This is a genomic window from Pseudomonas sp. R43(2017) (genome assembly GCF_002112345.1).
Classification (GTDB): domain Bacteria; phylum Pseudomonadota; class Gammaproteobacteria; order Pseudomonadales; family Pseudomonadaceae; genus Aquipseudomonas; species Aquipseudomonas kribbensis.
The window spans coordinates 295,888-309,554 of the sequence record NZ_NEHJ01000009.1 but is presented as its reverse complement, the minus strand read 5'-3'; the positions used below and the strand labels follow the sequence as shown (position 1 = coordinate 309,554).

At 59.6% G+C, this 13,667-nt stretch carries 17 protein-coding genes and 1 pseudogene; 10 read left to right on the top strand and 8 right to left on the bottom strand.

Annotated features, from left to right (window positions below):
• Position 1 precedes the first annotated feature (1 nt).
• The 3 genes from CAG02_RS24860 to CAG02_RS24850 all read right to left on the bottom strand — a co-directional run bounded on the left by CAG02_RS24860 (position 2) and on the right by CAG02_RS24850 (position 3,123).
• Positions 2-1,294, bottom strand: coding sequence for an MFS transporter (locus CAG02_RS24860; protein WP_085711546.1), 1,293 nt, complete (start codon positions 1,292-1,294; stop codon positions 2-4).
• A gap of 158 nt (positions 1,295-1,452) precedes the next feature.
• Positions 1,453-2,502, bottom strand: coding sequence for a M48 family metallopeptidase (locus tag CAG02_RS24855; RefSeq protein WP_085711545.1), 1,050 nt, complete (start codon positions 2,500-2,502; stop codon positions 1,453-1,455).
• A gap of 24 nt (positions 2,503-2,526) precedes the next feature.
• Positions 2,527-3,123 carry a LemA family protein gene (locus CAG02_RS24850; protein ID WP_085711616.1) on the bottom strand — a complete coding sequence of 199 codons (597 nt, stop codon included), beginning with the start codon at positions 3,121-3,123 and terminating at the stop codon, positions 2,527-2,529.
• Positions 3,124-3,330: 207 nt separating this feature from the next.
• Between CAG02_RS24850 and CAG02_RS24845 the strand changes: the two genes are divergently transcribed.
• Together CAG02_RS24845 and CAG02_RS24840 are read left to right on the top strand one after the other, a co-directional pair.
• On the top strand, positions 3,331-3,639 hold the full coding sequence (locus tag CAG02_RS24845; RefSeq protein ID WP_085711544.1) for an RcnB family protein: 309 nt from the start codon (positions 3,331-3,333) through the stop codon (positions 3,637-3,639).
• A gap of 101 nt (positions 3,640-3,740) precedes the next feature.
• Complete coding sequence (locus CAG02_RS24840) at positions 3,741-4,205, top strand: hypothetical protein (protein WP_085711543.1); 465 nt, start codon at positions 3,741-3,743, stop codon at positions 4,203-4,205.
• Positions 4,206-4,208: 3 nt separating this feature from the next.
• Here CAG02_RS24840 and CAG02_RS24835 read toward each other — a convergent pair whose 3' ends face one another.
• On the bottom strand, positions 4,209-5,285 hold the full coding sequence (locus CAG02_RS24835) for a sensor domain-containing diguanylate cyclase (RefSeq protein ID WP_085711542.1): 1,077 nt from the start codon (positions 5,283-5,285) through the stop codon (positions 4,209-4,211).
• Positions 5,286-5,427: 142 nt separating this feature from the next.
• On the opposite strand from CAG02_RS24835, the gene CAG02_RS24830 reads away from it, so the two are divergent.
• Positions 5,428-5,766, top strand: coding sequence for an FKBP-type peptidyl-prolyl cis-trans isomerase (locus CAG02_RS24830; RefSeq protein ID WP_007952931.1), 339 nt, complete (start codon positions 5,428-5,430; stop codon positions 5,764-5,766).
• Positions 5,767-5,838: 72 nt separating this feature from the next.
• Here the strand turns inward: CAG02_RS24830 and CAG02_RS24825 are convergent, their stop codons facing one another.
• From CAG02_RS24825 to CAG02_RS24815, 3 genes are all read right to left on the bottom strand, one after another.
• Positions 5,839-6,174, bottom strand: coding sequence for a hypothetical protein (locus tag CAG02_RS24825; protein WP_085711541.1), 336 nt, complete (start codon positions 6,172-6,174; stop codon positions 5,839-5,841).
• A 140-nt stretch (positions 6,175-6,314) separates the two neighbouring features.
• The gene (locus CAG02_RS24820) at positions 6,315-6,596 is read right to left on the bottom strand and encodes a hypothetical protein (protein WP_085711540.1); all 282 of its coding nucleotides are present in this window, start codon (positions 6,594-6,596) and stop codon (positions 6,315-6,317) included.
• Between the two features lie 10 nt (positions 6,597-6,606).
• On the bottom strand, positions 6,607-6,978 hold the full coding sequence (locus CAG02_RS24815; protein ID WP_085711539.1) for a DUF6124 family protein: 372 nt from the start codon (positions 6,976-6,978) through the stop codon (positions 6,607-6,609).
• Positions 6,979-7,562: 584 nt separating this feature from the next.
• Here CAG02_RS24815 and CAG02_RS24810 point away from each other — a divergent pair.
• From CAG02_RS24810 to dmeF, 4 genes are all read left to right on the top strand, one after another.
• Complete coding sequence (locus tag CAG02_RS24810) at positions 7,563-7,886, top strand: type II toxin-antitoxin system RelE/ParE family toxin (RefSeq protein WP_085711538.1); 324 nt, start codon at positions 7,563-7,565, stop codon at positions 7,884-7,886.
• 3 nt (positions 7,887-7,889) lie between these two features.
• Positions 7,890-8,201 (top strand): helix-turn-helix domain-containing protein, encoded by a 312-nt coding sequence (locus CAG02_RS24805; protein WP_085711537.1) that lies wholly within the window; start codon positions 7,890-7,892, stop codon positions 8,199-8,201.
• 180 nt (positions 8,202-8,381) lie between these two features.
• Complete coding sequence (locus CAG02_RS24800) at positions 8,382-8,657, top strand: metal/formaldehyde-sensitive transcriptional repressor (protein ID WP_065258432.1); 276 nt, start codon at positions 8,382-8,384, stop codon at positions 8,655-8,657.
• 11 nt (positions 8,658-8,668) lie between these two features.
• Positions 8,669-9,595: a CDF family Co(II)/Ni(II) efflux transporter DmeF gene (gene dmeF / locus CAG02_RS24795; protein WP_085711615.1), complete on the top strand. Its 927-nt coding sequence runs from the start codon at positions 8,669-8,671 to the stop codon at positions 9,593-9,595.
• Here dmeF and CAG02_RS24790 read toward each other — a convergent pair.
• Complete coding sequence (locus CAG02_RS24790) at positions 9,592-10,692, bottom strand: cytochrome P450 (RefSeq protein ID WP_085711536.1); 1,101 nt, start codon at positions 10,690-10,692, stop codon at positions 9,592-9,594. The genes dmeF and CAG02_RS24790 overlap by 4 nt on opposite strands.
• 79 nt (positions 10,693-10,771) lie before the next feature.
• Between CAG02_RS24790 and CAG02_RS24785 the strand changes: the two genes are divergently transcribed.
• The 3 genes and pseudogenes from CAG02_RS24785 to CAG02_RS24775 form a co-directional block, all read left to right on the top strand.
• A complete protein-coding gene (locus tag CAG02_RS24785; RefSeq protein ID WP_085711535.1) occupies positions 10,772-11,527 on the top strand; it encodes a helix-turn-helix transcriptional regulator in 756 nt (251 codons plus the stop codon).
• A gap of 88 nt (positions 11,528-11,615) precedes the next feature.
• The gene (locus tag CAG02_RS24780) at positions 11,616-12,836 is read left to right on the top strand and encodes a putative DNA modification/repair radical SAM protein (RefSeq protein WP_085711534.1); all 1,221 of its coding nucleotides are present in this window, start codon (positions 11,616-11,618) and stop codon (positions 12,834-12,836) included.
• Positions 12,833-13,651, top strand: a pseudogene (locus CAG02_RS24775) (TIGR03915 family putative DNA repair protein); the annotation flags it as partial. The gene CAG02_RS24780 and the pseudogene CAG02_RS24775, both read left to right, overlap by 4 nt.
• Between the last annotated feature and the right edge of the window lie 16 nt (positions 13,652-13,667).

Below are 13,667 nucleotides of genomic sequence, written 5' to 3'. Positions count from 1 at the left end.
CTCAGGCAACGACAGGTTGCAGACGACCGCCTGCACGGCGATACAGATACAGCGTCGCGCACAACGCACACAGCGCGCCGACACTCATCCAGTAACCCGGTGCGGCCTTGTCGCCGGTGTACTGGATCAGGAAAGTCGACATCGCCGGGGTGAAGCCGCCGAAAATGGCGGTGGCAAGGCTGTAGGCCAACGAGAAACCGGCCACACGAACCTCAACCGGCATGATCTCGGTCAGCGCCGGAATCATCGCGCCGTTGTACATGCCGTAGATGAACGACAGCCACAGCAGCGACAGCAACATGTGGCTGAAGCTCGGCGCCTGCACCAGATACGACAGCGCCGGATAGGTGGTCGCCAGGGCCAGCAACGACATGGCAATCAGTACCGGACGCCGGCCGATGCGGTCCGACAACGCGCCGCCAATCGGCAGCCAGAAGAAGTTCGAAACGCCCACCAGCAGCGTCACCAGCAACGCATCCGAGGTGCTCAGGTGCAGCACGGTTTTACCGAAGGTCGGCGCGTACACGGTGATCAGGTAGAACGCGGTAGTGGTCAGGGCAACCATCAACATCCCGCCGATGACCACGACCCAGTTCTGGCCGAGGGTGCGGAACACTTCTTTCATGCTCGGGCGATGTTTGCGGGTGGCAAACTCTTCGGTTTCCGCCAGGTTTCGGCGCAAAAGGAAGATGAACGGCACGATCATGCAGCCAACGAAAAACGGAATCCGCCAGCCCCAATCGGCAATCACGTCCGGCGCCATCCACTGGTTCAAGGCAAAGCCCAGCGCGGCGGCAACGATGATCGCGACCTGTTGGCTGGCCGACTGCCAGGCGGTGAAGAAACCCTTGCGGCCCGGTGTGGCGATCTCCGACAGATACACCGAGACACCGCCCAGTTCCGCACCGGCGGAGAAGCCCTGCAGCAAGCGCCCGACCAGTACCAGCGCCGGTGCGAACAGACCAATGGTTTCGTATCCGGGCACCAGTACGATCAATATCGTGCCGCTGGCCATGATCGACAGGGTGACGATCAAGCCCTTGCGACGACCGACGTCATCGATGTACGCGCCGAGCACGATAGCCCCCAGCGGACGCATCAAAAAGCCTGCGCCGAACACCGCGAACGTCATCATCAGGGAAGCGAACTCACTGCTCGCCGGAAAGAACACCGCCGCGATCTGCGTGGCGTAGAAGCCGAACAGAAAGAAGTCGAACTGTTCGAGGAAGTTACCCGAGGTCACCCGGAAAATGGCACCGGCCCGCGAGCCGCCGTGTGGGATTGAGGCTGTCATCGAAAAATACTCCACCGCTTTTATGACGTGCGCGACGGGGAGGCGGCGCACGGTTTTTATTGGGGCGGATAGTGGCGCAGGGGGATCGATCTGTTAATTGCATAGTTGGCATGGATTGATGCGCAGGGCGGATCAATCCAGACCGAACGGCAGCCTCTTTATTGAAGCGGTGTAGCCGTTTCCTGTTTCTTCGCTGGCACACCCGGTGCAGTGGCGGTTGTAAAACTGCCATCCCATTGCGGATCGATCCGACGAATGCGCACGCTCAGATCAGGGTGTGACGCAAACATCCGGCTCAGCAAGCCTGATCCGCCCGTGCTGAAAAACAAATGACTGAACTCGGCGGCACGGGGGGAGTTGATGACGGAGCCTTGTTTATGGGCGCCGATTTTTTTCAGCGCACCGACAATGCTTTGCGGATTGCGCGTGTATTGCACCGCACTCGCATCGGCCAGGAACTCACGCTGGCGACTGACCGCTGCCTTGATCAAATTCCCATACAGATGCCCGATAAATCCGGCCACGCACAGTGCGAAACCGAGCGCAAAAACTACCAGCATCAACCGCACGTCGCGTTTGTCGCGCTTGAGCAGGCTGGCCATTATGTAAGTACCCGCCAGCCCCAGCACCAACAGGCCGTGCACCACCGCCACCAGTTGCGTATTGAGGCGCATGTCACCGTTGAAGATGTGGCTGAATTCGTGGGCAATCACCCCTTGCAGTTCTTCCCGAGTCAGCAGCTTCACCGCGCCACGGGTCACACCGATAGCTGCATCCTCCTGTGTAAGTCCGGCCGCGAAGGCGTTGATGCTTTCATCCGGCAACAGATACACCGCCGGCACGCGGGTGCCGGAGGCAATCGCCATTTCTTCGACCACATTCATCAAGCGCTGCTCGTCCAGGGTACGCGCATTGCCGTTGAGCAGGCGGCCACCCAGTTTCTCCGCAACGACTTTGCCGCCCGCCCGCAGTTGCCGGTATTTCAGCAGGCCGCCAATCACCACGATGCTGCTGATGAACGACGCGATGACGGCCATCGCCAGAAAGGCATCTGCCAGCGTGCCAATGCCGCTCAAGTAGTCTTCAAAACCACTGAATACGAAGGGCAGGGCGGTCAGGATGACCAGCGAGACAATCGACAGCGTCATCAGATAAACCAGCCGTCGGGTCTGGTTGCGAGCCTGGGTTTGTCGTTCAAAGAAATTCATCGGGCCATCCATGGAAAGCAGAAATCAGAAAGAAACCTTGGGTGCGGTTTTGATTGCCAGCGTATCCGCAAACTTCAGCGGTACGGCGTCATCGCGATGGCCAAAACTGGCCGCCAGCAGCACCGCGGGAAAACTCTGCTTGAGGGTGTTGTAGGCCATGACCGCGTCGTTGAACGCCTGGCGCGCGAAACTCACCTTGTTTTCGGTGCTGCTCAGCTCCTCGCTCAGTTGTTGCATGTTCTGCGAGGCCTTGAGTTCCGGATAGGCTTCCAGGGTCAGGTTCAATCGACCCACGGCGCTGCTGAGTGCGCTGTCCGCCAGCCCCAGTTGCGCGATGTGCTGGGCATTGCCCGGTTTGGCCTGCGCAGCTTCAAGTCCCGCCACGGCTTCATTGCGCGCAGCGATCACCGCTTCCAGGGTTTCGCGCTCATGGGCCAGATAACCCTTGGCGATGCTGACCAGATTGGGGATCAGGTCATAGCGGCGCTTGAGCTGCACTTCGACCTGGGCAAACGCGTTCTTGATCTCGTTGCGCCGGGCCACAAGCTTGTTGAAAAGACTGACAGCGTAGAGGCCCAGAACCGCAAGCAGCACCAGATTGACGATGAGGTAGATTTTCACGGTGATGTCCTTGTTCACTCGGCGGGGGCGCGCGGGATCTTATCGTAATTGGTGGCCATTGGCTGTAATTGCCATGCAGCGGGGAACACCGGATGGTGCTCCGGGGCGCGACTACACTCTCAAGTCCCGCATCAACAAAAAACAAGGAATGATTCCCGAACCCCGCAGTCGGAGTTCAGGTAACACACATCTGAAGGAGGTTCACCGATGAACAACAAGACCCTGATCGCCAGCCTGGCCCTCGTCGCCGGCATCGCCGGGATCACCCCACTCGTTCAAGCGGCGCAACCCTCGACCGACACCGTCGAACGCTCGCCCACCGACGGCCGCGAACTGAAGGTCAACGACCGCGCCCCGGACGTCTACCAGCGCAGCGAAAAAGCCATCAAGAACTGGAAACAGAAAGGCCTCAAGCAACCCGATCCGCAGGCGCAGTGGGTGCAAATGAATGACAAGTACGTGATGGTGATGATTACCAACGGGACGATTGTGGATATCAAGCCGGTGGAGCGTTAGGCCGCCAGCAACAATTGGCCATGGACGGTTGATTGCATTTGAGCGCCGTTCGGGTAAAACGCGAGGGGCGTTTCGAGTGACTGGATGTCAGGAGCAATTCGTTGGAAAAGAAACCCCTCTACCGCAAAGTAAACACCTCGGCCCATAATGTCTGGCGCAACAACCCGGGCGGGCATTATCGGCATCAGCGAAACACCAAGGCTGAAATTCACAGCGAGGCCACGCGCGGCTCGATGCATGGCATCAAGCACCATGGCTACGATTACACGCCGTTGTTCCGCTTTTTGCTGTCGCGTGTCGGCGGTGATTGGGACGAGATTTTCAGTGAGGCGGTGTCGCGGCTGGATCGGCAGGAGCCGGTGTTCTGGATGGTCGCTGAGCTTGAAAGTGACCGGGAAGAAATAGTGCGACTCGGTGAGTCGAGTTTCTTCAATGGTCTGTATGTCGATGAGCAGAAACGTCTGCAAATCGTCAATCCCGCCCTGAAAGCCGAAGACATGACGCCCAACTGTCAGTGCTGCACTCACACATTCAATGGCGTTGTATTCGGTACACTCGAACGCTGAGGTTCAGTCGACCCGGCTGTGGCTCAGCGTCTGTCCGCCACCCAATCGATACTGATTATTCCCGCTGCGCTTGGCCTCATACATTGCCAGATCCGCAATGTGCAGCAGCCGGTCCATGGTCGGCGCATGGTCAGGGAATACCGCTACGCCGAGGCTGGTGCCGATGTGGCGTTGGTCGTTGCCGATGGTGATGGGCGGGGACAGTTCGATGAAGATTTTCTGGCAGATGCTACGGGCTTCGTCCTGCAGGTTCAGGCCGGGGGCGAGGCCTTGCAGGATGACCACGAATTCGTCGCCGCCGATCCGGGCGACGGTGTCGCTGACCCGCAGGATGCGTTTCAGCCGGGTGGCGGTGGTGATCAGGACGCGGTCGCCGGCGGCATGGCCGTAGCGGTCGTTGATGCTTTTGAAACCGTTGAGATCGATGAACACCAGCGCCACCCGGGTCTCGGTGGCGCGGGCATGTTCCAGCGCTTCTGACAGACGTTCTTCCAGCACCAGTCGATTGGGCAAACCGGTCAGCGGATCGAAGTGGGCCAGGTGCTGGAGGTAATTGGCCGAGGCTTTCTCTTCAGTGATGTCGCGCACCACGCCCATCATCTTGATCATCGCGTCGTGGTCGTTCTTCACCACGTTGCCGGTTTCCCGCAGCCAGCGAATCGTCCCGTCGGGCCAGACCACGCGGTATTCCTCGTCGTGGTTTTCACCGGTTTCCAGACAGCGCAATTCCCCGGCGCGCACCTTGGCGCGGTCGTCCGGGTGTACGCAGGAGCAGAACAAGGCGTAGGAGGGCGTCACTTCACCGATCTTGAACCCGAACATGCCGAAGATCGCGTCGGACCAATACAGTCGATCCGTGTCGACTTCCCAATCCCAGGTGCCGATCCGCGCAAAATACTGACTGCGCTTGAAGCGCTCGGCATCGCCATCGTGATGAATATTCTGGCCTTCGGCAGCGCGGGTGAGCAGTTCACGGTATTCGGCAAGTTGCCGACGCAGGGCACGCTCGCGACGAATCAACACGGCGATCACGACCATCAGCAAAACGACAAGGGCAAAGCCGATCCAGAGTTGAGTCATTCAAGCATCGCTGACATGGCGTATCGATTCGGGGTTGGTGGCGGGTCGCTATCATTCATCACGGCCAACGCTGGGTCAAACGGTTGCCAATGTCCGGCATTTCTGGGAAAACGGCGGCCAGCGGAACAATAGAGTGAATGTTATGAATGATGAACTGCAGATAATCGATCTTCAGCCCGGCGACGGAAAAGCCGCCGTCAAAGGCGCATTGATCACCACCCAATACACCGGTTGGCTGGAAGACGGCACCGAGTTCGATTCGTCCTGGAGTCGGGGCAAGCCGTTTCAGTGTGTGATCGGCACGGGCCGGGTGATCAAGGGCTGGGATCAAGGGATCATGGGCATGCAGGTCGGCGGCAAGCGCAAACTGCTGGTGCCGGCGCATCTGGGTTATGGCGAGCGGACGATGGGCAAGATTCCACCGAATTCGAATCTGGTGTTCGAGATTGAGTTGCTGGAGGTTTTGACGCGGGAGGATTGAAGCTCGTGGGACGAGGACGTTGTGATGAGGGAAGTCCCTGATCACAACGTCCGGGATGCGACGCTTGGTGAGTCAGGTAAATGCCTCAATATCGTCAAGCGTGTCTTCGATCACGCCTTCCAGCGAGGGGAATCTTTTCTTTACTTCTTCCAGCGCTGAAAGAACGGCATCTTTGTCCAGCTCGCCGTACCTGCGAGCGATGTGGCCGAGAGCGGTAATGGCGGAGGAGACTACGGCTTCATTACTGCTGGCGAAATACTTCAAGCAAGTCTGTTGGGCCCAAATCCTGTCTTCTTCATTGAGGCCAATAGAAATCAGAGCCTGGATAACGTCTGTGTCTGTGCGGCTTTGAAGAAGTCTCACTGCTTCATCATGGCTAATAGACGGGTCTTTATAGGTCAAGCTCACTTCTTGGCTCCCAGAATGTTGCCTTTGTTATCCGTTTTCTTGGCTTTGATTAGCGCGTTTTTCACAGTGAATGCAAAAAATGAACCCGCTGCCTCCGATCACGGAGCAGCGGGTTTTTTCTTGCCTTTTTACCTGAGGCGTTACGCAGCCATCGCCATCTCATCCAGCGTTGCGGCAACCGTGCTGGTCAAGCTCGGAAATCTGCGTTTTACGCTGTTAAGTACCGGCATTACTCGGTTGCGGTCCAGTTTGCCGTGATCGCGGGCGAGCTGGACGAGGGCCTCGAGGGCGGCGGTGACGATGGATTTTCTTTCGCTTTCGAGCAGCAGCAGACAGGCCTTTTCGGCCCATTGGCTGTCTTTCTCGTTGAGGCCGATGGAGATCAGGGCGGCGACGACGTGTGCATCGGATTTGCTTTCCATGGTGTGTTCCTCAGGTCGTGGCATCGAGGGTGTCCAGCGCCCGGTTCACGGCGAGTTCGCCGCACATCACCACTTGGGCGATACCCAGGACGGTACTGCGGTAGGGCGGGTCCAGCAGCGCGGCGAAGTCGCTGAGCATCACGCTGGCCGAGGCCATCGATTCGCAGGCGTGGGCCAGCAAGGCATGTTGATCGATGTGGGGGGCGATGAGGAACATGCGGCCGGGGCAGTGCTGTTTCGGTGCGGTGGGTTTCAGGTAATGGTCGAGGGCGCGCTCGGCGGCTTCGTGGAGTTTTTTTGAGTCGGTTGTGGAGTAGGGAGAGGTTGGGTCGGATTCGGACGATACGTCTGTTTCCGGAGGATTAGGCGTTGGCTTGATCATTTGCTTGGAAACCTCCAATAGAGGCTGACACGTTCTTGCGACTAAACAATAGGTGGCAGCTGTACGCAGGTTAGTCGACCAGTATCCAAGCACTACTGGCGCGCCCTAGAGCGCCCTACGCACAGCCGCCATTGAGTTCAGGCGTGGGAATGCCTGACTGAAAAACAGCTTGCGAGCTTGGATAAAACGCCGAGCGACTAAACCCGTTCACTGACCATTCAGTGATGCGAATCAAGTTACGGGCAGGTTCCAAACCGCACAAGCCGGCGGATTCTGGCGTAGTTGTAGGCAAAGGCGCAAGGCAATGTAGCCTCCCGGATGGGGGCAAAATGATGCGCCATTTTTCGGTCCTCCATCGCGAGCAAGCTCGCTCCCACAGGGGTTCTGTGTCGGCTTGTCAGGTGTGCCGGCTCGCGCATTTCTGCTTTGTGATACCAAATGTCAGATAAGCCAATTCAAACTTGATTTATATCGGTTTCGATATAGTCTGCTGGTATGTGATCGCTGCCATTCCTTGCAACACACCGCCGCGACACGATTCCGTCCGGGCTATTACGCTTTTCTTTCCAACACAGGAGAAGCCAATGCCAAGACACAAGGACGTGGTGTTTGTCGGGAGTGCGCTCAAGGATCTGAGAGCTTTTCCCCTCGATGCTCGCAGAGCTGCAGGATTCCAACTGGATCTGTTGCAACAGGGCGACGAACCCTTTGACTGGCGCCCCATGAAAACAGTCGGGCGGGGCGTCAATGAAATCAGAATCACCGAGGATTCAGGGGCGTTTCGAGTGTTTTATGTGGTCAACCGGCCTGACGCGATTTATGTGCTGCACGCCCTGCAAAAGACCACGCGCAGAACCGAGACGCGAGACATAGAACTGGCACGGGCCAGATACCAGGAAATAGGTTGAACCATGACGGATCATCAAAACTCTGCCCAGCGTTTCGCAAGCGTCTGGGATGCACTGGAAGACACGCCGCAGGAAGCGGCCAACATGCGCCTGCGGGCCAAACTGATGCGCACGCTGTGCGAAACGATTCGTGCCTGGGAGCTTCCCCAGAAAGAGGCGGCCAAGCGTCTTGGCATCACTCAGCCACGCCTCAACGACGTACTCAACGGCAAAATCGACAAGTTCTCTCTGGATGCGCTGGTCAACCTGTCGGCCGCAGCGCAACTGGACGTAGACCTCTGCTTCTCGTCGTCCCCGCCACTGCAATGGGCCTGACAGACGAGAGCTCCCAACGGCCCAGCATCTGAAAAGCCTTCTAGAGGCGGCGCTGTCTGACGCGCCGCCTCATACTTTCACATCAAAATCTCAAGCCGCGACGGACGGTCGAAAGCAGGCCTTGCCCCTTCCGATGTAAACGGCGACTATGCTCGCCATATAGGGGTAGGGGGTATAGGTATGTCGCACACGCACGAACACAAAGGCGAGTTGCTCAATCGGGTCCGGCGCATTGCCGGGCAGGTTCAGGCGGTTGAACGAGCACTGGAGTCCGAGGCCGATTGTGCCAAGACGTTGCACCTGATGGCGGCGATTCGCGGCGCGGTCAACGGCTTGATGGAGCAGTTCATCGAGGCCCACGCCCGCGAGCATGTCGCCCATCCCGACCTCAGCGACGAAGCCCGCGCCCAGGGCGTGGAAGAGTTGTTGCAAGCCATCCGCCGTTATTCCAAGTGAGCACCGACACCATGAATCTGACGACTCGCTCTGACGACTTTTCCCACGACCACCAGTTCCTCGGTTCGTCCCATGACGACAACGCCCGTCGCACCTTGTGGGTGGTGGCACTGACGTTCGTGATGATGATCGGCGAAATTGCTGCCGGCTACCTCACCGGTTCTATGGCGCTGCTGGCCGACGGTTTCCACATGGCGACCCACGCCGGCGCCCTCGGCATCGCGGCGGCAGCCTATGGTTTTGCCCGGCGCAACGCCAACAACCGCCGTTACAGTTTCGGCACCGGCAAGGTCGGCGATCTGGCGGGTTTCGCCTCGGCCATGGTGCTGGGGCTGGTGTCGCTGGGCATTGCCGGGGAATCGGTTTTCCGTCTGTTCGAGCCCACCAGCGTGGCGTTCGGCGAGGCCACCTTGATCGCCGTGGTCGGCCTGGGCGTCAACCTGCTCAGCGCTTTTTTGCTGGCCGGCCATCACGGTCATCATGACCACGGCCATAGCCACGATCACGGTCATCACCACCATCACGACAACAACCTGCGTTCAGCTTACGTGCACGTACTCGCCGATGCGTTGACCTCGGTGCTGGCGATTGCCGCGCTGCTGGCCGGTCGTTATCTGGGTTGGGTGTGGATGGACCCGGTGATGGGCATCGTCGGTTCCATCGTCATCGCTAAATGGGCCTGGAACCTGATGCGCGACAGCGCCGCCGTGCTCCTCGACACCACCGATGAGCCGGTGGCCGAGGAGATCCGCGAGCTGCTGGAAACCTCTGACGATGTGCGCATCAGCGACCTGCACGTCTGGCAGGTCGGCCCGCAGGCGCGGGCGGCGATTGTCAGTGTGGTGGCGGCTGCGGGCGTAACGGCCGAGGCGATTCGCGAGCGGCTGGCACCGGTGCATGAGTTGTCGCACCTGACCATCGAGTTGCGCAGCGCCTAAGCCCGTACTTCGCTGAACAGCGGAATTCGGCCGTTCAGCGAAGGGCGGTAGTGCCAGGTGAACCGGCTCAGGTCGATGTCATGGGCGAGGATTTCACCGACGGTCGCGCTGGCAATGGTCAGCGCCAACCTTTGCCCCGGGCATTGATGCCGGCCGCTGCCGAACGTGAAGCTGCGGCGGTTGGGGCGATCCGGCAAAAACTGATCCGGGTTTTCATTCAGAGCCGGGTCGCGGTTGGCCGAGGCGAGCAACACCAGAATCACGTCGCCTGCTTCAAGTCGGACGCCGTCGATTTCGCAGGTGTTCGCGACAAAACGTCGGGTGTTCTGCACCGAAGGATCGAACCGCTGCACTTCGGCGAGCAGCCAATCCACTGCGGTGTCGCGTAATTCAGGCTGACGCTGCAACGCCACCAGCGCATTGCCGATCAGGCCGGCGGTGGCTTCAAAGGTCTGCGAGCAAAGGCCGATGAGGTTGGCGATCAGTGCGTCCTCTTCGCCTGAAAAGCGTTGCTGAATGTCGGCGAGAAACGGGTTCGGATCTGCCAGTAATTCAATGAAGTAACCGTGCAATTGCTCCGCCGCTCGATGGGCTGCCGCCAGTTGCAGTTCATTGCTCAGTGGCGAAAGACACGCTGCAAAATCGGCGGTGAGCTCACTGATCGTCCGCGCTTGTGCCGGAGTGAATCCGAGCAAAGCCGCGACCACGCATACCGGGCCGCGAAACATTGCCTTATATAGGCCGTCGGCATCGTTTGTGATCAACCGTGCGGCGACCAGCGCTTTGACATCTTTGTCATTGATAAGCCCCAGCGGCGGCTCAATGGCCGAACGCGGACAGCGCTGAGCTTCGCCATCATTCATGCGCATCAACTGGCCAAACACTTTTCCTGCCATTCCATCAGCGATCGCTTTAGGCACCGGCTCCTGCACCGGACGCACCCGGCAATCCGTATTCGCCAAAACCGCGCAAACCGCCCGGGCACTGCTGGCCACCCACAGTTTCAGTCCGTGATGAAAGGTCAGCCCGCCCGCCGCGCGCAGTTCGGCGTAGTAAGGGTAGGGATCGGCGTGAGTCGCAGCGATGATCGGGTCCATGGATCGCAACCTTGTCGGTGGGGAAAGTGTTGCTACTATCTCCAGTCCTTGAGGGCGATGATTCGTCCGGGAGCGAAATATGCACGCAGAACATTCAGACATCGGCGTCTCGCAAGTGGCCGTCGCCATCGCGGAACCGGCGCGCACCAAAATGCTGTGCTCGCTGATGGACGGCCACGCCCGCACCGCCACGGAGCTGGCGACCCTCGCCGACGTCAGCGCCTCCACCGCCAGCGCGCACCTGGCCAAACTCAAGGACCTGGCGCTGGTGCGTCTGCACGTGCAGGGCCGCCACCGTTATTACAGCCTCGCCGACAAGCGCGTGGCTCAGGCACTCGAAGCGCTGATGGTGATCGGCCAGAACCCTGCACCGACCTTCAAACCGCATACGCCGGACCGTCTGCAATTTGCCCGCACTTGCTACGACCACATGGCCGGGACGCTGGCGGTGTTGCTGCATGACCGGTTGCTGGAGGGCGGTTGGCTGGTGGAAACCGATGAGCAGGCGTACCGCTTGAGCGAGAGCGGAGAGGCGCTGTTCGAAGGGTTGGGAGTCGAGGTCAGGGATCTGTCGACCTTGCGCCGACGCTTTGCCTGCCCATGTCTGGACTGGAGCATGCGCCGGCCGCATCTGGGTGGATCACTTGGAGCGGCGCTGTTGCAGGTGGCGTTGAAGCGCAAGTGGGTGACGCAGGATCTGGACAGCCGGGCGCTGACTTTGACGGCGGCGGGGCGCAAGGAAATGACGGCGCGATTCGGGGTGAAATGGCCCGAAGCGATGCAGCCTGCCCCGGTGCGTAAATCCTCGACCATCGCAGCTGACAGCCGACTGTAATAAGTCCGACTGACGAAGGGTCGTTTTACGGCTTGTGGCCCGCGGACGGACTCTATACTGTATATGCGAACAGTATAAGGTCCGTGCCATGCAACTCATCGACAAGCTCAGCATCCTCGCCGACGCCGCCAAGTACGACGCCTCCTGCGCCAGCAGCGGCGCGCCCAAGCGCAGCTCCGAGGGCAAGAGCGGGCTGGGTTCCACCGATGGCATGGGCATCTGCCACAGCTACACGCCGGACGGGCGTTGCGTGTCGCTGCTCAAGGTTCTGCTGACCAATTTCTGCCTCTATGACTGCCAGTACTGCGTCAACCGCCGTTCCAGCGACGTGCCCCGGGCGCGTTTCACACCAGAGGAAGTGGTTACGCTGACCCTGGATTTCTACCGGCGCAATTGCGTCAGCGGGTTGTTCCTCAGCTCCGGGATCATCCGTTCGGCGGACTACACCATGGAGCAACTGGTGCGAGTTGCGAAGCTATTGCGTGAGGAGCATGAGTTCCGGGGTTACATCCATCTCAAGACCATTCCCGAAGCGGATCCTGCGCTGATCGAAGAGGCCGGGCGTTATGCCGACCGCTTGAGCGTCAACATCGAATTGCCGACCGATGCCAGTTTGCAGACGCTGGCGCCGGAGAAGCAGATCGGCTCGATCAAGCAGGCGATGAACACCATCTACACCGGCGTGCAGACCGTGCTCAACGAACCCCGTGCTCCGAAGTTCGCCCCGGCCGGGCAGAGCACGCAGATGATTGTCGGTGCCGATGACACCGACGACAGCACCATCCTCCACAGCGCCCAGGCCTTGTACGGCAACTTCCGTTTGCGCCGGGTCTATTACTCGGCATTCAGCCCGATTCCCGACAGCCCGAAAAGCGTGCCGCTGGCCGCACCGCCTCTGATGCGTGAGCACCGTTTGTATCAGGCTGATTTTCTATTGCGCGGTTATGGCTATACCGCTGGTGAATTGCTTCAGGGGCCGGGCAATCTGGCGCTGGATATCGACCCGAAACTGGCCTGGGCGCTGCAGAATCGCGAGGTGTTTCCGCTGGACCTCAATCGCGCCGAGCCGGCGCTGATCTCACGCATTCCCGGCATCGGCCTGCGCACCACCGAACGTCTGGTGGAACTGCGTCGGCAGCGGCGCATCCGTTACGAAGATGTGGCCCGCATGCGCTGCGTACTGGCCAAAGCCAAACCATTCATCATCACCAGCGATTACCACCCGCAGCAGGCAGAAGTCACCAGCCAGATGCTCTATCAGCAGTTGCGCGACCGACCGATGCCGCAGCAGATGGGGTTGTGGGGATGATCAATCTCGATTGCGATGACTTGTTCGACACCTGGCGCCAACAGGCCCGCTGGCTGCTCAGCCATGAAATCGATCCGAGTCTGGTGAGCTGGGCGTCGGAAGGGGTGAGTGATCTGTTTGCCAGTGACGTGTCGGTGCCTGAAGGGCAGGGACCTTTTCAGGCGCGGATTCCGCGTGCGTTGCTCGACACCCTGGAACAAGCGTCACGCTACCGTGGCGATCAGCGCTGGAGTCTGCTGTATGAAGTGCTCTGGCGCGTCAGCCATGGCGATCGCACGGCAATGATGGCCGGCGACAAACTGGGCAGCGAGTTACAGCGGCGGATCAAGCAGGTGCAGCGTGAAGCCCATCATTTGCATGCGTTCGTGCGTTTCATCGAGCGTCCATCAGAACTGCCCGGCCCGCAATACGTCGCGTGGCACGAACCGGCCCACGACATCCTGCACAGCGCCAGCGAACATTTCATCGGCCGAATGGGGCGCCATCGCTGGCTGATCGCTACGCCGCGTGATGGGGTTTATTACGATGGCGAACAGTTGATCCATCAGCGCCAGTGTCCGCTGGAATGGCAGCAACTGGCGCAGAACGTTGACGATCCGCAGGGCGAGTTGTGGCTTGCGTACTACAGTCACATCTTCAACCCGGCGCGGTTGAACGAGAAGGTCATGCAGGGGCACTTGCCCATGCGTTTCTGGAAGAATTTGCCGGAAGGCGAATTGATCCCCGGATTGATTACCCAGGCGCGAACGGGCAAGCAGCAGAACGGGCAGGCCGGCGGCATCGCCGGGCGCGGCGGCAAACGTATTGCGTTGAAACGGTTGGAGCATCCGC